Below are 20,071 nucleotides of genomic sequence, written 5' to 3'. Positions count from 1 at the left end.
AAAAAGGTATGGCGGCGGACGGTGCGCACAGCGCAGGGCGTACGGGGCGTCATTGGAGCGTGGCGCCGGACTGGCGAACCACCTCGCGCCACCGCACCATTTCGGACTTGACCATCGACTGCAGCCGCGTATCGCGAATGTCCGTCAGCGGCGTGCTGCCGAACTTTTCGGTGATGGCCAGCATTTCCGGGGAGGCGATGGCACGGGCGATCTCGTCGCCCAGCCGCTTGGCGATATCAGGGGGCGTCCTGGCAGGCATGAAGACCGCGCTCCATGCACTGGTCTCCGCGCCTGGATAGCCCGCTTCCGCGATGGTGGGCACATCGGGCACGACTTTCAGCCGCGATTTGGCCGTCACGACAAGGGGGCGAAGCTTGCCGGCCTGGATCAACGGCATGACGACGACCGGGTAGTCGAACATCAGATTGACGTTGCCGGCCGTCAAGTCGTTCAGCGCCGGATTGCTGCCCTTGTAAGGCACGTGGGTCATCTCGATGCCAGCGGCCTTCTGGAACACCTCTGCCGTCAGATGGGTACCGGTGCCGGGGCCGGCCGAGGCGAAGTTCAGCTTGCCGGGATGGGCCTTTGCGTAGGCGACGACATCGGCCACGGTCTTGAACGGCTGGCTGGCATTGACCACCAGGATCAGCGGCGTGGTAGAGATGCCGTGCACCGGCACGAAATCCGCGATCGGGTCGTAGCGCAGGTTCTTGTAGAGCGCGAGGTTGGCCGCATGCGTGCCCTGCGTGCCGTAGATCATCGTGTAGCCGTCCGGCGGCTGTCGCGAGGCCGCTTCGACGCCAATGGAGCCGCCGGCGCCGGGCTTGTTGTCCACCACCACCGGCTGGCCCAGCTGTTCCCCCAGCTTCTTCGCCAGCATGCGTGACACGTTGTCGGTGATGCCACCCGGGGTGAACGGCACCACGAAGGTGATCGGCTTGCTGGGCCAGTTCGCTGGTGCGCCCTGGGCTGACGTCGCGCCGGGCGAGAGCACTGCAGCCGCGGCGAGCGCTCCGGCCAATGCATGTCCAAGGGTCTGCATGAGGTGTCTCCTTGTCGTTTTGCGTTTGTATTTGTCTACGGTGTGTCGTACTATAGGCCAGCATTTCGTAGATATACAAGTTGAAAAGTCGAGCAGCGAACGCAGGCGCGGCGGAGGAATCCCGGCGCATTTGTACAGGAGCGCGGCGGGAAGCAGGGCGGATGTAGTCGATCGATGTGGCTATAATTCGTGAGTCATTACGAAATTTCGGAGACTCTATGCCGACCCTTGTACCAGCCGCCGCCCGTACCATGGCCTTGCTCGAAGTCTTTGCGCGCGAGCGACGCGAACTCTCGAACTCGGACCTGGCGCGCCTGATGGACCTGCCGGAAAGCAGCTGCTCGGACCTGCTTCACACCTTGCATGAGCTGGGCTACCTGGTACGCACTGCCCGCAGCAGGCGCTTCTATCCCACCGCGCGGCTGCTCAGCATTGCTCAGGAGATATCGTCGAGCGATCCGCTCTATGCGGTAGGCGCCGAAGCATGCGAACTGCTGCGGGACCGTACCGGTGAAACCGGATTGTTCGGCCGCATCGAGGGCGGCGTCGTGCGGGTGCTGGCATTTACCGAGGGTCGCCATCCGCTGCGCTATATGCAGAACGTCGGGGACAAGCTGGCCTTGCATGTGTCGGCGCTTGGCAAGGCGATCCTCGCGCTGGGCACGCAGGAGGAAGCGGCGCGCCAATTGCGGCTCAAGCCCCTGAAGAAGATCGCGCCCGGCACGATCACCGACCTGTCGGTGCTGGAAGCACAGGTAGCGAAGGCGCGCCGGCAGGGGTGGATCTGGGTGGAAAACGAGGGTGGCGACGGGCTGGGCGCGATGGCCGTGGCCGGCTATGTCGGCGGCGAACCCCTGTCGCTGTCGATCGCCGGACCCGTCGACCGTCTGCGCGCCAACAAGGACGCCATGCTGCAGGCACTGCGCGAGGTGCAGGCCCTGGTGTTTCGTCCGGAGCCCGACGAGGGAGTGGCCTCGCCGCCCGCGACGGCGGCGCGCAGGACAGGCAGGGCGAGGGCACCAGCCGTGTAGGGAGCGCCCCGCCGGGAAGGACGCAAAGGGTTAGCGGTACGCCATGGCGTACCGCCATCATGGAAGCCATCGGGGCGGCCTTCGTGGCGGCCAACGGGCAACAAGACAAAGGAGACACCCCATGCATTTCGTACCGGACAACGAGCAGGTGCTGTTGCGCGACAGCATCCGTCGCTACATGAAGAGCGAGGTCGCGCCGCTGGTGGCCGAACATGACAAGGCACATACCTTTCCCTTTGAAATCCTCAAGGGGTTGTCTCAGTTCGGCTATATCGGCGGCCGCCTGCCCGAGTCCGAGGGCGGCATGGGGCTGGACCACGTTACGTGGGGCATGCTGATGGAAGAGGCGGGCTACGCCTGGCTGTCGCTTCGCACCATGCTCAACATCACCAACGGCGGCATCCTGAAGCTCGCCAGCGAAGGCACGCCGGAGCAGAAGACGCGCTTCCTGCAACCATTGCTGCGTTCCGACCGCCGTTGCTGCACCGCGATCTCCGAGCCCGGAACGGGCTCGAACATCGCACAGATCCAGACGCGTGCGGACCTGGTCGGCGACGAGTACGTGCTCAATGGCCGCAAGCTGTGGATCACCAATGGCTACTTTGCCGATTTCGCCATCGTGGTGGCGCGCACCTTCAGTCCCGATTGCGACGGGCAACTGTCCACCTTCATCGTCGAGCGGGATGTGACGCCGTATGAAGTGCGGCGCGTGGACACCATGGTGTTGCGCAGCACCGGTACCGCGGAGCTCAACTTCGACAACGTACGCATTCCGCGCGCCAACCTGCTTGGCACGGAGGGCAGCGCCCTCAAGCGGATGCTCAAGGGACTCGATGCCGCCCGCGTCAATATCGCCATGGGCGCCGTGGGCGCGGCCCAGGCTGCGCTCGACCTGTCGATCGACTATGCCCGCACGCGCACGCAGTTCGGCCGCCCCATCGGCAGCTTCCAGCTGGTGCAGAAGCATATCGTCGACATGACGGTCCGCGTCGAAGCCGCGCGCGCGCTCGGCTACCGCGCAGCGGCGGCCCTGGACGCCAACCAGGACGCGCGCACCGCTTGCTCGATCGCCAAGCTGTACGCCACCGAGGCAGCCCACGAGGTCGCCGATATGGCACTGCAGGTCCATGGCGGCCTGGGTTACGCCACCGACTATCCGATCGAGCGCATCTTCCGCGATACGCGCGGCGGCACCATTCCGGAAGGGACCACCGAGGTACAGACACTGATCGTTGGCCGGGAGATTCTCGGCATGTCGGCCATCGCCTGATCACGCGCCCGCGCTATTGCGCCGGCCTGCTGCCATCGTCACGGGCGCCCCCCATCGCGGCCGCCCGGGCGACTGTCCTTTCCGGAGAACCAGTCATGCATTCCAACACGACGGATCTGTCCCGCCTGATCCATCCCCGCTCGATCGCGCTGGTTGGCGCATCGGATCGTCCCAACAGCATCGGTGAACGGACCCTGACCAACCTGGTCGTCCATTCGTGCATCGACGGCGACCTCTACCTCGTCAATCCAAGCAAGACCGAAATCATGGGGCGGCGGTGCTGGCCAAGCGTCGCGTCGCTGCCGGACACGCCCGACGTCGCCGTCATCGTGGTGCCTGCCGCCGGCGTGCTCGCCGTGCTCGACGAATGCGCCTCCCGCGGCGTGCGCTTCGCCATCATCCTGAGCTCGGGTTTTGGCGAAACCGGCGCGGAAGGCGAGCGCGAGCAGCAGCGCATGAAAGCCATCGCCGAACGCAGCGGCATGCGGCTGTATGGACCGAACTGCCCGGGGTTGACCAATGTCAATGCGCAGCTCGGCATGACCTTTTCGCCCTCGTTCCCGCACGATCTGGTCAAGGGTCCGATCGGGCTTGCGACCCAGGGCGGCGGGCTCGGGCGCAACGTGATGCAGGCGATGGAGCGCGGCATCGGCATTGGCTTGTGGGCTTCGACCGGCAACGAGGTCGACCTTCAGGTCGCCGACTTCATCCACTACATGGCCGACGCACCGGACATCAAGGTCATCGCCACGCTGCTCGAAGGCATCAAGGATGGCGAGCGATTCGCGGCGGCCGTGCAGCGCGCGGCCGCGAACGGCAAGCCGGTGGTGGCGCTCAAGGTCGGCCGTTCGGAATATGGGCGCCGCGCCGCGCAGTCGCACACCGCCTCGCTGACCGGTTCGGCCGAGGTCAACAGCGCGGTGTTCCGGCAGCTCGGGGTGATCGAGGTGCACGACATCGACGAGCTGGTCGATACCGCATGGCTGTTCGCACGCGCACTGCCGGCCGGTCGCGATGCCCTCGCCATCTACTGCTCGTCGGGCGGCACCTCGGCGCTGACCGCCGACGCGGTCGGTGCCGAGGGACTGACCCTTGCGCAGTTTGCCAGCGAGACCACCGATACCTTGCGCACCACGCTGCCCGACTACGCCGCCATCGGCAACCCGGTGGACACGACCGCCGCCGTCCTCAGCGATTCGTCGCTGGTGGAGAAGACGCTGGGCGCCGTCGCCGCCGATCCGAATGTCGGCCTCGTCGTGTTGCCGATTACGCTGGACTACGGCGAGACCACCACGCGCATGGCACAGAACATCGTCAACGCACAACGCGCCACCAGCACGCCAATCGTGCCGATCTGGATGAGCGATCGGCTCGGCGACGGCTACAAGCTGCTGGTCGAGCACGGCTTCGCGCCGCCACGCTCGGTCAACAAGGCGATCGCGGCGATTCGCCGCTGGACCGCCTATGGCCGATGGCGCGCCGCCGAAGGGGGCGAGCTGGCACTGCGCGTGCCCACTGTTGCAAGCAGCGTCGCCGACGGTGCAGTCGTCACGCAGCCGTTGTCAGAAGCGAACGCCAAGGCGCGGCTGCGCGAGGCCGGCATCGCGCTGTTGCCGTGCGAGATCGCGCGGACGCGCGACGATGTGGTGCGCATCGCGCGTGCGATGGGCTTTCCCGTGGTGGCAAAGATCGCGAGCGCCGATATCGTGCACAAGTCGGACATCGGCGGAGTGCGCGTAGGTCTGGAGGATGCGGCGGCGGTGCAGGAGGCATGGGATGCCATCACCGCCGCGGCGCACCGCCATCGCCCCGACGCCACCATCGACGGCGTGCTGATTGAGAAGATGGCGCCGCCGCGCGGCCTGGAACTGTTGATCGGCGTCACGCGTGATCCGGTGTTCGGCCATGTGCTGACCTTCGGCATGGGCGGCATCCATGTCGAGGTACTGCGCGATGTATCGCGCCGGATGCTGCCGCTCGGCAAGGGAGAGGCTGCGGCAATGATCCGCGAGATCCGCGCGTGGCCATTGCTGGAAGGGATTCGTGGGCGGCCGCCCGCCGACGTGGCAGCGCTGGAGGCGCTGCTCGGCCGGATCTCCGATTTCGTGCGCGACAACGCCGCGTGGATCGAGGAGATGGACCTGAATCCGGTCTGGGTCGACGTTGCGAGCGAACCCGGCAAACCTGGCGCCGGCGCGATCCCGCTCGATGCGGTGATCGTCGCGCGACAGCCACCGGAGGCTCGCGCATGAGCGCCGCCGATCCCACTGCCGTCGCGCCGCCGCTGGACGGCGTCACCGTCATCGACTTGAGCGAGCTGCTGCCCGGACCATTCTTTACGCAAAACCTGGCGGAACTGGGCGCCCGGGTGATCAAGATCGAGCGCCCGCCGCACGGCGACAACGCGCGCCGTATGGGTCCGGGAGTGTTCGAGGCCGTCAATCGGGGAAAGCAGAGCCTGCTCGTCGATCTGAAGGAGGAAGCGGGGCGCCGTGAAGTGCTTGCGCTGCTGGACGAGGCCGACGTGCTGGTCGAATCCTACCGGCCCGGCGTGATGGCCCGGCTGGGGCTCGACGCCGCTACGCTGCAGGCGCGCTTTCCGCGCCTGGTACACGTGTCGCTGAGCGGTTATGGCCAGCAGGGACCGTGGGCGCAGTTGCCAGGCCATGACATCAATTACCTCGCAGCGTGCGGTGCGCTGGCGGTATCGGGGGAGCAGCGCGGCGGTCCCGCGCAGTCGTTCGGCCTGCCGCTGGCCGACCTGTGCGGTGCGATGTACGCGCTGTCCGCCACGCTCGCCGCCTTGCTGCAGCGCGAGCGAAGCGGCCGTGGCCAGTACCTGGACGTCGCACTCGCCGACAGCGCGCTGCACTGGATGAACGCACGCTTCGGCGCCTGGCGCGAGGCGGGGGCAGGCTCGCTCGCCGAGCAGCGCGAAGCGACGCTGGTCAAACCGGCCTATGGCGCGTTCCGCTGCAGCGACGGCGAATATCTGTCGGTGGCCGCGCTCGAGGACCATTTCTGGAAGCGGCTGTGCGAGGCGTTGCCGATGGCGCCGTTCGACGGCGAGCGCTGGCATGGCATCGCCGCACGCAAGCCCGACGCCGCTGCCATCAACGCGCGTCTGGCCGAAGCGCTCGCCGCGTACGAGCGCGACCGCGCGTTCGCGCTGCTCGCGCGGGCCGATGTGCCAGTTGCGCCGGTCGTCGCACCCAACGACGTCGGTGCGCTGGCGCAGTTCCGGGAGCGCGATCGGTTCGATCCGGGCAGCGCCGATGCGCCTTTGCCGCTGGCGCGCTTTCCCGTCCCCCTGGAGGGCATGAGCGCGATGGGTCCGGGACGCGCCCCTGCGCTGGACAGTGCGCGCCGACAGCAGGGCCGGGGCGATGGCGGGCGGTGATCCATCGCGTGGGCAGCACAGCGGGCCGTTCCGCACGCGGCTGACCGAGCTGTTCGGCATCGACCATCCGATCCTGGGCGGCGGGCTGATGTGGCTGTCACAGCCGCGCTACGTCGCCGCGCTCGTCAATGCTGGTTGCATGGGCTTCATCACGCCACGTTCGTTCGAGGATCGCCCCGCGTTCGAAGGCGCGTTGCGCCAGTGCGCCTTGCTGACCGAAGGGCGGCCATTCGGCGTCAACCTGACTCTGTCGGGGCGTTCCGCCGGCAATGATGCCGTGCTCGACTGGCTCGATGCCGCGCTCCGTTGTGGCGTGCGCCATTTCGAGACCGCGGGCCGGGGCCCGGGGGAACTGATCCGGCGTATCCACGACGGTGGTGGCATCGTCCTGCACAAGGCGTCCAGCATTCGCCATGCGCTGGCCGCCGAGCGCGATGGCGCCGACGCGGTGGCGCTGGTCGGCATGGAGGAGGGCGGCCATCCCGGCCTCAACGAACTGCCGTCGATGTTGCTCGGGGCGCTTGCGCAAGACCGCGTGCGGGTGCCCATCGCCATCGGTGGCGGCATCGGCCATGGACGGCAGATCGCGGCACTGCTGGCGCAGGGACTCGATGGCGCCGTGATCGGCAGCCGCTTCCTGGTCAGCGAGGAAGTCGAGGCGCATCCGGCGTACAAGCGCCATCTGGTCGAATGCGACGAGCATGCAACCGTCGCGGTGTTGCGCTCGCTCGGCAACACCTGGCGCGTGCTGCGCAATGCCACCGCCGAGCAAGTCGCCGCGCTCGAGCGCGATGGTGCGCGCGACTATGCCGCGTATGGCGATCTGCTCGATGGTCGCAACACACGCGACCGTTGCTATCGCGAGGGCCAGTGGCAGCACGGCATGGTGTCGCTGGGGCCTTCCATTGCGTTTGCACGCCGGGTCGAGCCGCTGGCTGAGATCGTCGCCACGCTGCTTGCCGAGGCGGTGGCCTGCTTCGATTCTCTGGATCATCGGATACGTGTGAAATCATGACGACGCTGCCATTCCTGGAACGCCTGAAGGTCCCCGTCGTCGCCGCGCCGATGCTGCGCGTGTCCGGCATCGAACTGGTATCGGCGGCGTGTCGCGCCGGTGTGGTCGGCGCCTTCCCGACCGCCAATTGCCGCTCGCTGGACGAACTCGATGCCTGGCTGGCGCGGCTATCGACCGAAGCCGCAGAGGCCACGCGCAACGGCGCACCGCACCATGGCGCGTATTGCCCCAACCTGATCATGCGGCGCGACCCGGCCAAGCTGCGCGCCGAGGTCGAATTGATCGCCAGCTATCGACCCGAGGTGGTGATCACCAGCGTCGGCTCGCCGGCCGCCGCCATGCCCGCATTGCGAGCGGCGGGCTCCTGCGTGTTTGCCGACGTCGCCACCTTGCACCACGCCCGCCGCGCCCTGGATGCCGGCACCGATGGCCTCGTGTTGCTCACCGCGGGCGCCGGCGGCCACACGGGCTGGGCCAATCCGTTTGCCTTCGTGCGGGCGGTGCGGGCATTCTTCCATGGCCCGCTGATACTGGCGGGCGGCATGATGGACGGTATTGCGCTGCGGGCAGCCACGGTCCTCGGCTGCGACCTCGTATCGATGGGCACGCGCTTTATCGGGACGCGGGAGAGCCTGGCCAGCGAGGACTACAAGGCGATGCTGTGCAACAGCACGCTCGACGATGTGGTGACGACGCGAGCGTTTACCGGTTTGCCGGCCAATTTCCTGGTCCCGTCGATTCGCCGCGTCGGACTCGATCCGCAGCAGCTCGACGAATCGGTGTCCGTACATGAAGCCCGCAGCCGGTTTGGCGGCGGTGCCGACGGCGCGGTGATCCAACGCTGGGCGGACCTTTGGAGCGCCGGGCACTCGGTGTCGGGGGTGAAGGCCGTCAGCAGTGTGGCAGAGGTCGTGGAGGAGCTGGCAATAGAGTATGAAGAGGCAGAGCCGCGGCTTTCCGGCTCGCGCAATCGACACTGAGTCCCGCTGCAGCGCGGCCGCTTTGCGGGGCCTTTTTTCCTGGCTCGCGCTGGCGCCTGACCGCTGTTCGTGCGCGACGGCCCTGGTGGTCTGCCGGTCGTCGCGCAATGCCTGCACCTTGGCCGCGATCTCCAGCACGTGCCCCAGGCGTTACGACATTAGAAAAAACGGCGAACACTCGTGCCGCCGATAATACTTCTTATGTTAAATAGGACGGAATCCGTTGACGACGTCCCAGTCGGTTGGCGTTAATTTGCATAAATTTGTTACCCGTTTTTGCATAAATTTGTTACCCGCCCCTAGGCGCTCACCTTTCGGAGGCTGGCAGTTTCGATGACGGCACAGCCGGCGACTATGCCGGGAGCGCCGTGTGCTCTCTCTACCGTTTGCACGTGCTCGCGCCCCCCGCCTGCGAGATACCCCTGTCCGAGTTGTCGGCCTCTTTGCTAGTCGTGTAAAGTGACGCAAAGTTACTTTAGGACACTGCCGTGGCGTGGCAGACAATACCGAGGGCGGACATGGAATCTTCGGCGGTGCCCTGGTCACAGGGCGTGCAATTACTGTCTTGGCTGGCGCGCGAGCCATGTGTGCAAAATCCGGATGCGGTAGCGCGCGCGTGGGAGGTGATGGCCCCTGCCGCACCGACGCTGGCCGATTGCGGGCGGATGTATGCAGCCTATGGCCGGAGCTTTTCGGTCGCCCAACTGCGCTACATCGCGCAGCATTCGGCAGCGCTGTTGCTGGCGCGCTGGGCGGCCTCCGGTTGGCCTTATCTGCGGTTCAATGAGGACCTGGGCTTTACCGCCGGGCCCACTTACGTCGAGCTCCGACCAGGTCAGGTGACGCCTAGCTTCTGGGCATTTTGCTTCGGCACCGTGACCATATTCAGCCTGGCCGTCGCGGCATTCACCTATGGCAAGACTTCCGGCGGCGTGGGCGGTTTGGTGCTGGCGGCCATCTGCTTGGCCTTTCTGATGCTCGAGTTCGTCGATCTGCGCAGCCGTCACCATGCACGGCGCGCGATCGCCCTGTGCGCGGCGGGGCCGCACGCCGACAGCATGACGATCGCCATGATGCCAACCAGGGGATTCGGCTTGAAGGACTCCGTGTTTTGAGCCAGAACCGCTCGGCAACTAAGGGCAAGATTGCGCCCCCCTTGTTCGTCCGTACAGCCCGCTGTGGCGCCCTTGCGGTGTCATTTAAGCCCCAAATGCCTCTCCGATCTGCCGAGCCCGTTTGACTTCATCGCTATGCAGGTAGACCGAAGTCGTCGACACCGACGCATGCCGCAGATTGTCCCGGACGATGGTCAACTCGGCGCCCCGATCCAGAGCGTGCGTGGCGTGCGTATGCCGCATCCAGTGCGGACTGGCACGGCGCAGCTTGTCCGCAGCCGCAGGATGGTCCGAACCAATGATGTCAGCGGCCAGCTTGAAGAACCGCCTCACGACCTGCCAAAGGCGCGTGCTCGTGATTCCTGAGCCGGACTCGTCGCTCAGGTCACCGACCAGGCGAATCTCCGGACGCCACAAGCGCCGGCTGATGGGCAAACCGCGTTCGGACAGATAGCGCTCCAAGGCCCGCCGGGCCAACGGCGGCAAGGCCACCTTGCCGATGCGCCCTCCCTTCCCGGTCAGCTCGAGCCATTCATCGCCTTCTGCGTCGACCCGAAGATCCCCGAGCGTGACGCCTACCAGCTCGCTGGGCCGGAGCCCCGTCGCATAGGCAAAATCCAGCACGAAGCGCAGGCGCTGCGCCGCGGCGGCCTCCCAGCCGTGGGACCATTCAAGCCCGTCGGCAATGGTCCGCACCAACTTCCATTCACCGTCGGTAAAGGCGCGCGAATTGTCCAGCGCCGCGGTGCGGCCGCCGCCGCGCACCTTGATGCCGGCGAAGGGATTGGCCAGCACGTAGCGTTGCTCGACCAGCCAGCGGAACATCGCCCCCACGATGGTCAGGGCATGGGCGACCGAGCGTGCGGCCAGCGCACCGGTGAACGGCCGCCAGTCCGGCGACGAGCGCGGGCGTGGCGGCCCGACCCACCGCTCTCGTGGCGTGGGCCGGCGCAGGAAGGCGCGGTAGGCGACGGCGTCCTCGGTAGTCAACGACGACAGCGGCCGCTGACGCTCGACGATGGCCCACAGAATCAGCCGTTCCGCTTCCTTGCGGTAGGTGCGATGAGTGGCGGGCGACTCGTGCAGGGCCAGCCAGGCCTGCACCGCCTCGTAGTCGTTGTCCGCGGTCAAGGTGCAGCTCTCGCGCGGTGCGCGAAACCGCCCTTGCGAGCCGTCGACTTCATGAGGCAGGCGCAACTGCTCCCATGGCACGACGACGCTGCGTCGCTCCTGCACGATCAACGCGCGCGCCCGTTCGGTCAGCTCGGGATGCGCGGCGAAGAACGCCTCGATCTGCCTGGCGCTGGCAGCGCCCAGCCTCGGGATGGCCGCCCACCAGCGGCGGCGCCTGGGCACGCGCACGGTCAACGCCGCCAGCGTCTCGATGCCGTGGGCGCGCAAGGCGGCGACGGCGCGGGCCGGTAGCCAGCGGCCGATGTCGTCGGTGATCGCAGGCCGTGGCGTCGGCAGCGTGCGCAGGACCTCGATAGCACGGTCGGCCGCCCTGCCCTGCGCCACCCGCTCCGACGCCGGCATCTCGAACAACGCGGTCAGATCGTCGCGGCCGCGCTCGCGTGCCAGTGCGGCAAGCCGGCGGCGAATGCCGCCCAGCACGGCGCGCGAGGATTGGCCGCGCGCCCTCTCCTCCCCCAGGTATTGCGCCACGGCTTGCCGGGAGCTCAGGCCGGCATGCCAGGCACGCAGCGCGGCCAGGGACGCGGCATCGGGGAGTGCCGTGGAGGCATCGGTCGGGGCCGTATCCATACCCGTGCTGGCGGATGATGTGGAGTTAGGTAGGGTCAGGCGTGATTTCATGGGGGCCAGTTTAGCGCAGCGAACTGGCTATTACGATAAGAACACTTATCTCAATAGCGTCGCTATTGGCAGCGGGATCCGGCACATGGCCTAACAGTATGCCGATCTTGCTGGCATCAGCACGTGCCTCGCAGCTCGCCATGGGGGACCGGCCTCCCTAAGCTCGTGGCTGGCGCCGCGGGAAGGTCAGAATAAAGCGGGTGAGACCGCCTGACGACTCAGCCGAGATTCCACCGCGGTGCGCCACCATGATGGCTTGCGTGATCGACAAGCCAAGCCCCACGCTGTCCGAATCAGCGCGCGCCCTGGACTTGTCGGCCCGAAAGAACCGGTCGAACAACGACGGCAACAGCTCGGGATCGATCCCCTCGCCCTGGTTCTCGACCACGATGGTGGCGCCGCCGTCTTGCTCGCATGCCTTGATCACAATCGCTTTGCCGCTGGGCGTATACCGCAGTGCGTTCGACAGCAGATTGCTCAGTGCGCGGCGCAACATCAGGCGATCGCCCACGATGCTGGCGTCGCCCTGCAGGCGCAGCTGCACACCCTTGTCCTCGGCCAAGGCGTCGTAGAAATCAAACAGCGCGCGGGCCTCGTCGCCGACATGGATCGACTCCTCGTTGGGCAGCGTGATGCCGTGCTCCATCTTGGCCAAGTAAAGCATATCGGACACCATGCGGCCAAGGCGCAGCAGCTCCTCGGCGTTGGAGGCCAACACGTCGCGGTACTTGGCGGCCTCGCGCGGCTGCGACAACACGACATGGGTCTGGGTCATCAGGTTGGTGATCGGCGTGCGCAATTCGTGAGCCAGGTCGGACGAGAATTCGGACAATCGCCGGAAATCGTCCTGCAAGCGCTCGAGCATGGCATTCAGCGTCGCCGCCAGATCGGCCATCTCCACCGGCACGGTCTCCACGGGCATGCGGGCGTCAAGGTGATTCGACGTGACACCCTTGGCGCGAGAGGCCATCGTTCGCAACGGCGCCAGACCGCGCCTGGCTGCCCACCAGCCGAACAAGCCGCTGGCGAGCACCGCCAACGTGGTATAGAAGGCCAGCGAGCGACGAAACGCGTGCATAAAGTGGGCATGGATTTCGGTGTCCATGCCGACCATCACCGCCAAGGGCACCGACTCGCCGGGCACTGTCGCGTGCGCGCGCATACCTCGTTATTCCTTGTCTCCCTGCTGCCAGCTCAAGGTCGTCTCATCCGGTCCAAGCCGGCCAATAACGTTGAGCATGGCGCCAAAATCGAACCCATTGGTGCGGTAAATGACGTCACCTTTCGCGGTGCTCACATGGGCGACAAAACCGGGGTGATGTTCCACCATTTCCGCAAGACGGCTCGGCAGGTGCGTGCTGGATTGCTCCTGAGCGATCTTTTGAATCAGACGAACGTTGTCCCCAAGCACCACATAATCTTCGTCGGCAAAATGCCGGTCCATGGAAAGCCAGATCAGTATTCCGAGGCCAAGTAGCACCAATGCCGACGTCAGAGAAAACAACAACGTCAGCCGCATGGTCAGCGACATACGGCGCTTCATTCTTGCCCCTCGGGCGCTTCCAGCACGTACCCCATGCCTCGCACCGTCTGAATCAGCTTGGCGTCGAAGTCGTCGTCGATCTTGGCTCGCAAGCGGCGAATCGCAACGTCGATCACATTGCTGTCGCTGTCGAAGTTCATATCCCACACCTGGGACGCAATCAACGAGCGGGGCAGAACTTCTCCCCGCCTGCGGGCGAGCAGTTCGAGCAGCGCAAACTCCTTGCTGGTCAGCGCTATCCGGCGACCTCCGCGCGAAGCGCGACGTCGACTAAGATCAAGAACCAGGTCGCCCACCTGAATGCGGTCCAGCCCCATCTGCACAGTGCCGCGGCGCAGCAGCGTCCGGACGCGAGCCAACAGTTCGGAGAATGCAAATGGCTTTACCAGGTAATCGTCCGCGCCGAGCTCCAGTCCCTTGACCCGATCAGCGACGCTGTCGCGGGCAGTAAGGAACAAGACCGGAACCGCGCTCTCGGCCGCGCGCAGGCTCAGCAGAATTCTCCAGCCATCGAGGTCCGGCAGCATGACGTCGAGAATAATCAGATCGTAAGACTCGTTGAGCGCCAGGTGTTGTCCATCAAGCCCGTTGCCAACCAGGTCGACAACGAATCCGGCCTCGGTCAATCCCTGGCGCAGGTACTGGCCTGTCTTGGATTCGTCCTCTACGACGAGCAGTTTCATGTTCGAGCTTCCTTTTTCCGATTGTATGGCTGCGCTTGGGTCAGCCCATGGCGAGTCTACGCAGCCCTGCTCCGAGTGGCCCGGACATTACCGGAATGTAATGTTCAGGTAAGTTGTCGGTAGCCTCGTCCTCGTTACTCTCTCTTTGCCGCTGTCCGATGCGGCCATTCAAGCAAAAAGGACTATTTCATGGGACGTGATCGACAGTCTGGCATTGTGCTGGCCAACCTACCGCGCCGCCGCTTCGTGCAGGGTCTGGCTGCGGGGGGTGTGATGGCAGGATTGTCCGGTCTTGGGGGCATCGCGTGGGCCCAAGCATCAGACAAGCCGCAAGGTGCCGCGTCGGGGACGGCGCCGGTGCTGCGGGGGACCGAATTCGACCTCGTGATTGGCGAGTCGGTGGTTAACTTTACGGGCAGCCCGCGGGTGGCAACCACCATTAACGGGATGTTGCCCGGGCCGACGCTACGCTGGCGGCAGGGCGACACGGTAACGATCCGGGTCACCAATCGGCTGCGCGAGCCGACCTCGATTCACTGGCACGGGATCATTTTGCCGTTCGAGATGGATGGCGTACCAGGCATCAGCTTTCCCGGTATCGCGCCGGGCGAGAGCTTCACCTACCGGTTCAAGGTAGAGCAGACTGGCAGCTATTGGTATCACTCCCATTCGGGCTTTCAGGAGATGACCGGCGTGTATGGCGGCATTGTCATCGACCCGGCCAGCGGCGTGGACGGCGTCCGGGCTGATCGCGATTACACGGTGCTGCTGTCGGATTGGACCGATGAGGATCCGATGCGCGTCCTCTCCAAACTGAAAGTCCAGAGCGACTACTACAACTATAACCAGCCCACGGCGATCGACTTCTTCCGCGACGTCTCGAACGACGGGATCAAGAGTGCGCTCGCCAAGCGCAAGATGTGGCAGCAGATGCGGATGAATCCGACCGATCTGGCAGATCTCTCCGGTGCCACCCTGACCTATCTGACCAATGGCGTTACGCCGGCCGGCAACTGGACCGGTCTGTTCCAGCCCGGCGAGAAGGTGCGGTTGCGCTTCATCAACGGCTCAGGCAATACCTTCTACGATGTACGCATTCCTGGCCTGAAGCTTAAGGTGTTCCAGGTTGACGGGCAGAACATCGAGCCGGTGACGGTCGACGAGTTCCGTTTCGGCGCTGGCGAGACTTGCGACGTCATCGTGGAGCCGCGGGACGAGGCCTATACCATCTTTTCGCAGGCGATGGACCGCACCGGCTACGCCCGTGGCACGCTGGCCACGCGAGAGGGCCTGGTGGCCGCGGTGCCTGCGCTGGACAAGCCCAAGTGGCTCACCATGGCCGACATGATGGGTAGCATGGGTGGAATGGGCGGCATGAATCATGGTGGTATGGCCATGCAGGGCATGGACCACGCCGGCATGGACCATGGCTCCATGGGCATGCAAGCAATGGGACACGGCGCAATGGCCATGGACCACAGCCAGCACGGCATGGGCGGCATGAACAGCATGGGCGCTGACGCATCGCTCAAGGTCCCGAGCACCAAGGCGCGGCACGCGAGGACCGAATACGGCGCCAGCACGGATATGCGGGTCGACATGGCGCGCACCAACCTGGACGACCCCGGCATCGGCCTGCGCAACAACGGCCGTCGCGTGCTGACGCTGGCCGACCAACATACCATCGGCGGTCCGCTGGACCAGCGCGGCCCAGGGCGCGAAGTCGAATTGCACCTGACCGGCAATATGGAGCGTTATTCGTGGTCCTTCGACGGTGTCGAGTTTGGTAAATCCACCCCGGTCTACTTCAAGTATGGCGAACGGCTGCGCGTCATCTTGCATAACGACACGATGATGACGCACCCGATGCATCTGCATGGCATGTGGAGCGAATTGGAGGCGCCGGATGGTGCGTTCCAAGCGCGCCGGCACACCATTGCCGTGCAACCTGCGCAACGAATCAGCTTCCTGGTCACCGCCGACGCCTTGGGACGATGGGCTTGGCACTGCCACTTGATGTTGCATATGGACGCGGGGATGTTCCGCGAAGTGGTGGTGGCCTGACCTTAACCGACTAAGAACATGCACAACAGAATAAGCACGATACTGGCCGCTCTACTCGCCACGGCAGGCATGAGCACCGCTTGGGCTCAGCACGCCCACACACCGAACAGTCAAGCAGAGCCGACTGCGCGCGGTGTCGCTGAGAGCGCTGGCCCGGCGCCGAAAGCAGGCCCGCAAAGGGAGCCTACCGGCACGCAAGGCGTGGATGACAGCCAGATGCAGGGCATGGACCATAGCAAGATGCAGGGCATGGATCACGGCCAGATGCAAGGCATGGACCATAGCAAGATGCAAGGCATGGACCACGGCCAGATGCAGGGCATGGACCACAGCAAGATGCAAGGCATGGACCACGGCCAGGCGGCAGACATGGATCATGGCGACATGCAGATGCAAGGCGGCAGCCCCCCGGCTGACGCACGCGATCCGCATGCATATTCCGGTGGCTACCAGCTCGGGGTAGGGAAATACGCCATCGGACCCGCGCGATCGCTCCATATGGCAGACGAGCACGTGTTCGCTTCGGTGTTGGTCGACCGGCTCGAATGGGTCAAAGGCAACGAGAGCAATGCCGCTGCTTACGAGGCACAGGCGTGGATCGGCGGCACGTATAACAAGCTCGTCATCAAGGCCGAGGGCGAGGCGGAAAAGCGCAAGATCCACGAGGCCCGCACCGAACTGCTCTGGGGTCATTCGATCGCAACGTATTGGGACACCCAGCTCGGTGTCCGTAACGATGCCGGCTACGGACGACCAAGCCGGAATTGGTTGGCATTCGGCGTGCAGGGCCTGGCACCGTATTGGTTCGAATTGGACGCTACCGGCTATGTCGGCACGGAGGGTCGCACCGCGCTGCGCCTATCCGCGGAGTATGAGTTGCTCATTACCCAGCGTCTGATTCTGCAACCGAGAATCGAGGCAAACTTGTATGGCAAGAACGACCGGGAGATCGGCGTCGGCAGCGGGCTTTCCAGCGGCGCGGTCGGCGTGCGCCTGCGTTACGAGTTCAGTCGCCAGTTCGCGCCGTACATCGGTATCGAGCGGTATCAGACCTTCAGCAATACCGCCGACATGGTTCGCGCCTCAGGCGGCCGTAGTGGCGAAACTCGCTTTGTGGCGGGTGTCCGGATGTGGTTCTAAGCAACTATCTATAAATCTGTAATCGGAGTTCATCATGCAAGCGCCCCGCTTTACCCTTCGTGCCACGCTGGCTGCCGCTGCCGTACTGGCTAGTTCTGCTGCTTTCGCGCACCCCAAGCTCGTTTCATCCACACCGGCGGACAAGGCAGAGGTGTCGGCTCCGCAGAAGATCGAGCTGAAGTTTTCGGAGAACCTGGCGACCCAATTTTCCGGCGCCAATCTCGTCATGCCCGGCATGCCGGGCATGGCCAACCATGCGCCGATGAAAGTTGCGGCCAAGGTGTCTGGCAGCGACGATCCCAAGACGATGGTCATCACCCCAGCGCAGTCTCTGGCGCCGGGCAGCTACCGGGTGGAATGGCGCGCCGTGTCGTCCGACACGCATCCGATCACCGGTAATATCGCTTTCACCGTTAAGTGATCCACTGATGGACTGGACAACGGTTGCGGTGCGCTTCGCGCTCTATGTCGATCTAGCGGCGCTGTTCGGACTGCCGCTGTTCGGGCTGTACGCCTTGCGCCGTGACGAGATGGCGTCACGACTTGGCACGAGCTTTGTCGCTATTTGCACGGCGCTCGCTGCCATTGGCGTCGTCTTCTCATTGGCTAATATTGCCATCATGGCCAAAGGCATGACCGGCGCATCGGCGTACTCGGAGCTGCAAAGCCATGTCTTCGAAATGATCGTGACCGGCACCGATTTTGGTGCGGCCTGGGCGATGCGGCTCATTGCGCTGCTCCTGTGCGTGGCGATAGCCTTGTTTGGCCGCCGGTGGCCGACGCTTCAGTTTGCGGTGTTAACTGCGGCGGGCGGCGTGGCGTTGTCCACCCTGGCCTGGGGCGGTCATGGTGCCATGGACGATGGCGTTCGCCGCTACGTCCATCTTGCGTCCGATATTGCCCATTTGATCGCCGCCGGAGCCTGGGTCGGCGCCCTTCTCGCCTTCGTTCTGTTGTCGCACACCTCTAGCGCGCCTCAGAATGTGGTCCTTCTGAGCCGCACCTCCAACGGATTCGCCCGCATTGGGACTCTCGTCGTCGTCACCCTGGCCATCACCGGCGCGGTCAACTACGGGCTCATCGTGGGGCCAGTGTTGCCCGAACTGTCGCTGACGTCGTACGGTGGGCTGCTCGTGATGAAGCTGGCGCTATTCGGTGCAATGCTCGCGCTGGCCGCGGCCAATCGCATTCATTTGAGCCCGCGGCTCGAGCGCGCCATGCAAGGGGGCGACCAGGCCGGCGCCGTTCGGGCCCTTCGGCGCAGCCTGATGTTCGAAACCAGTGCCGCCACCCTGATTCTGGCCTTGGTTGCCTCGCTCGGCATCCTGTCGCCCGCTGGCGCGTAGCATGCCAAGGTTGCCCGATGCACTGCACGACCTGCGTCCCCTTCCTCCGTCCACCGCCAAGGAGAGGTCATGAAGACGATCAAATCATTACTGTTGGCGTTGAGCATGTCTCCGATGCTGGCGACTGCCGCCGGTATGGAGGGCAATCATGCCCATCATGACGCCGCAATCAAATCCGCTGCAGGCCAGCCTGGCGATTCCGACAAGGTAACGCGTACAGTGAACGTGGCAATGCGCGACACGATGCGCTTTACGCCCGAGGCGATTGTCGTAAAGGCCGGCGAGACGGTACGCTTTGTCGTGCGTAACCTCGGCAAAGTCGACCATGAAATGATCATCGGCACTGCCAGCGAGTTGCAGGCACACGCGCAGATGATGCGCAACATGCCGGCAGACAAGCATGCTGGCCCGAATCAGGTCACGCTGGCACCCGGACAGCAAGGCACGCTCGTCTGGCAGTTCGCTCGGCCTGAGACGGTGGACTTCGCCTGCTTGGTGCCCGGTCACTTCGAGGCCGGCATGGTGGGCAAGATCGTCGTCAGATAACAATCGAGCATCCTCGACACGAGCGCGTGGCCGGCCCCGCTCCCCCGCTGCCAGCGGCCAACTGCCAGCTGCCAGCTGCCAGCTGGGCCCAAGGTTTGCTCGGCTCTCTAACTGGTATAGCGGACTCCGGGCGCGGCGCTATGGCTGGCTCGCATGCTGATCGGTGACTTCGCGCTGCGCCGCTTCCACCTTGTCCGGCCACGTGCTCTTGATGTAGGCCAGCACCGCCACAATGTCGTCATCAGACCGATCGAATGCCGGCATGTCGCTCACATAGCCTGCGGGCGCGGTGACGCCTGGAACCAGTCCATGCTTGGTGATCGCAAAGAGCACCGCGTCGGCATGGTGCCAGGTATGCCCGGAAGCATCGTGCGGGGGCGCTGGCATGCGGCCATTGGAAAGTCGCTCGCGCCAGTTGGCCCGGCCTTGGAGCTTTGCGCCATGGCAGGACGCGCATGCCTGCGCATACAGCTGCTTGCCGCGCGCACGCGTACGGCGTCCGACGCATCGATGCGTAGCTGCCGGGCCGAGGCGGGCCGCTTATCGGCGATTGCGGCCTCCAGGTAACGTTTGGTCTGCAGTGCAACGGCGACGGCGGCGGCAGCGCCTAACGCCAACCATGCGGCGATGCGCCAGCGCGAATTTTCTGACTGTGCCATATCGGTTGACCGGCAGCGCCTGGCGCGCCGCCAGTTCGGCCATCAGTCTTTGGAAAACGGCCTGCCAGCAAAATCGACGGTCACCAGCTTACCGTCCATCTGCCCCATTCCAGGGGAGTTGGCTGGCATGCCGGGTACCGCGACGCCTTTCATCGATGGCTTGGCAGCGAGTTTTTGGATCGTCGTTGCCGGAACGTGGCCCTCCACCACTTGGCCGCTAGCGTCGATTACGGCGGTATGGCAAGAGGCGAAGTGTGCCGGGACACCGAGCTTGTTCTTCGTTGCCGCAACGTCGGGCGAATTGACCACCTTGGTTCGGATCCCTGCCTGGTTGACATGCTTGATCCACTCTTCACAGCAACCGCAGTCGGGGTCTTTATAGACCGTCAGCGTCGGCGATGCAGCATAGCAAGCTTGCACCG

17 protein-coding genes and 1 pseudogene are annotated in these 20,071 nt (G+C 64.9%); 12 read left to right on the top strand and 6 right to left on the bottom strand.

The genetic code is table 11. The annotated features are described in order from the left end of the window. Nucleotides 1-49 precede the first annotated feature (49 nt). Entirely contained in the window at nt 50-1,042 is a 993-nt protein-coding gene (locus tag KZ686_RS25245) for a Bug family tripartite tricarboxylate transporter substrate binding protein (protein ID WP_150084876.1), read from the bottom strand. A gap of 218 nt (nt 1,043-1,260) precedes the next feature. On the opposite strand from KZ686_RS25245, the gene KZ686_RS25240 reads away from it, so the two are divergent. The 7 genes from KZ686_RS25240 (at nt 1,261) to KZ686_RS25210 (ending at nt 9,853) form a co-directional block, all read left to right on the top strand. Next, entirely contained in the window at nt 1,261-2,073 is an 813-nt protein-coding gene (locus tag KZ686_RS25240) for an IclR family transcriptional regulator (protein ID WP_149318351.1), read from the top strand. 121 nt (nt 2,074-2,194) lie between these two features. Next, complete coding sequence (locus KZ686_RS25235; protein WP_149318352.1) at nt 2,195-3,343, top strand: acyl-CoA dehydrogenase family protein; 1,149 nt, start codon at nt 2,195-2,197, stop codon at nt 3,341-3,343. 95 nt (nt 3,344-3,438) lie between these two features. Continuing rightward, nucleotides 3,439-5,595, top strand: coding sequence for an acetate--CoA ligase family protein (locus tag KZ686_RS25230; protein WP_265635429.1), 2,157 nt, complete (start codon nt 3,439-3,441; stop codon nt 5,593-5,595). Continuing rightward, nucleotides 5,592-6,743 (top strand): CaiB/BaiF CoA transferase family protein, encoded by a 1,152-nt coding sequence (locus KZ686_RS25225; protein WP_265633989.1) that lies wholly within the window; start codon nt 5,592-5,594, stop codon nt 6,741-6,743. Before KZ686_RS25230 ends, KZ686_RS25225 begins: the two co-directional genes overlap by 4 nt. Further along, nucleotides 6,730-7,758 carry an NAD(P)H-dependent flavin oxidoreductase gene (locus KZ686_RS25220; RefSeq protein WP_265633987.1) on the top strand — a complete coding sequence of 343 codons (1,029 nt, stop codon included), beginning with the start codon at nt 6,730-6,732 and terminating at the stop codon, nt 7,756-7,758. Before KZ686_RS25225 ends, KZ686_RS25220 begins: the two co-directional genes overlap by 14 nt. After that, nucleotides 7,755-8,738, top strand: coding sequence for an NAD(P)H-dependent flavin oxidoreductase (locus tag KZ686_RS25215; protein WP_265633985.1), 984 nt, complete (start codon nt 7,755-7,757; stop codon nt 8,736-8,738). The genes KZ686_RS25220 and KZ686_RS25215 overlap by 4 nt, the downstream gene beginning before the upstream one ends. A gap of 518 nt (nt 8,739-9,256) precedes the next feature. Beyond that, nucleotides 9,257-9,853: a hypothetical protein gene (locus tag KZ686_RS25210; protein ID WP_174781663.1), complete on the top strand. Its 597-nt coding sequence runs from the start codon at nt 9,257-9,259 to the stop codon at nt 9,851-9,853. 84 nt (nt 9,854-9,937) lie between these two features. Here the strand turns inward: KZ686_RS25210 and KZ686_RS25205 are convergent, their stop codons facing one another. The 3 genes and pseudogenes from KZ686_RS25205 to KZ686_RS25195 form a co-directional block, all read right to left on the bottom strand. Then, nucleotides 9,938-11,668 carry a phage integrase family protein gene (locus KZ686_RS25205; protein ID WP_174781662.1) on the bottom strand — a complete coding sequence of 577 codons (1,731 nt, stop codon included), beginning with the start codon at nt 11,666-11,668 and terminating at the stop codon, nt 9,938-9,940. Nucleotides 11,669-11,825: 157 nt separating this feature from the next. Further along, a pseudogene (locus tag KZ686_RS25200) lies at nt 11,826-13,211 on the bottom strand (heavy metal sensor histidine kinase). Beyond that, nucleotides 13,208-13,894, bottom strand: a complete 687-nt coding sequence (locus KZ686_RS25195; RefSeq protein ID WP_012435768.1) for a heavy metal response regulator transcription factor — start codon at nt 13,892-13,894, stop codon at nt 13,208-13,210. The pseudogene KZ686_RS25200 and the gene KZ686_RS25195 overlap by 4 nt, the downstream one beginning before the upstream one ends. Nucleotides 13,895-14,083: 189 nt before the next feature. Here KZ686_RS25195 and KZ686_RS25190 point away from each other — a divergent pair, with 189 nt between their 5' ends. From KZ686_RS25190 to KZ686_RS25170, 5 genes are all read left to right on the top strand, one after another. Then, nucleotides 14,084-15,958: a copper resistance system multicopper oxidase gene (locus tag KZ686_RS25190; RefSeq protein WP_151023046.1), complete on the top strand. Its 1,875-nt coding sequence runs from the start codon at nt 14,084-14,086 to the stop codon at nt 15,956-15,958. Nucleotides 15,959-16,174: 216 nt separating this feature from the next. Then, nucleotides 16,175-17,098, top strand: coding sequence for a copper resistance protein B (locus tag KZ686_RS25185; protein WP_053823090.1), 924 nt, complete (start codon nt 16,175-16,177; stop codon nt 17,096-17,098). A gap of 34 nt (nt 17,099-17,132) precedes the next feature. After that, on the top strand, nt 17,133-17,519 hold the full coding sequence (gene copC, locus KZ686_RS25180; protein ID WP_053821805.1) for a copper homeostasis periplasmic binding protein CopC: 387 nt from the start codon (nt 17,133-17,135) through the stop codon (nt 17,517-17,519). Nucleotides 17,520-17,526: 7 nt separating this feature from the next. Further along, nucleotides 17,527-18,444: a copper homeostasis membrane protein CopD gene (copD, locus tag KZ686_RS25175; RefSeq protein WP_053821804.1), complete on the top strand. Its 918-nt coding sequence runs from the start codon at nt 17,527-17,529 to the stop codon at nt 18,442-18,444. Nucleotides 18,445-18,513: 69 nt separating this feature from the next. Further along, nucleotides 18,514-18,990, top strand: coding sequence for a cupredoxin domain-containing protein (locus KZ686_RS25170; protein WP_053821803.1), 477 nt, complete (start codon nt 18,514-18,516; stop codon nt 18,988-18,990). Nucleotides 18,991-19,128: 138 nt separating this feature from the next. Here KZ686_RS25170 and KZ686_RS25165 read toward each other — a convergent pair whose 3' ends face one another. Beyond that, entirely contained in the window at nt 19,129-19,461 is a 333-nt protein-coding gene (locus KZ686_RS25165; RefSeq protein ID WP_162491058.1) for a c-type cytochrome, read from the bottom strand. Between the two features lie 230 nt (nt 19,462-19,691). After that, nucleotides 19,692-20,069 (bottom strand): DUF411 domain-containing protein, encoded by a 378-nt coding sequence (locus KZ686_RS25160; RefSeq protein WP_226994872.1) that lies wholly within the window; start codon nt 20,067-20,069, stop codon nt 19,692-19,694. Nucleotides 20,070-20,071: the final 2 nt, after the last annotated feature.

Source organism: Cupriavidus cauae, assembly GCF_026210475.1.
Classification (GTDB): domain Bacteria; phylum Pseudomonadota; class Gammaproteobacteria; order Burkholderiales; family Burkholderiaceae; genus Cupriavidus; species Cupriavidus cauae.
The sequence above is the reverse complement of the archived record's forward strand: the minus strand, read 5'-3'. Positions and strand labels throughout refer to the sequence as shown.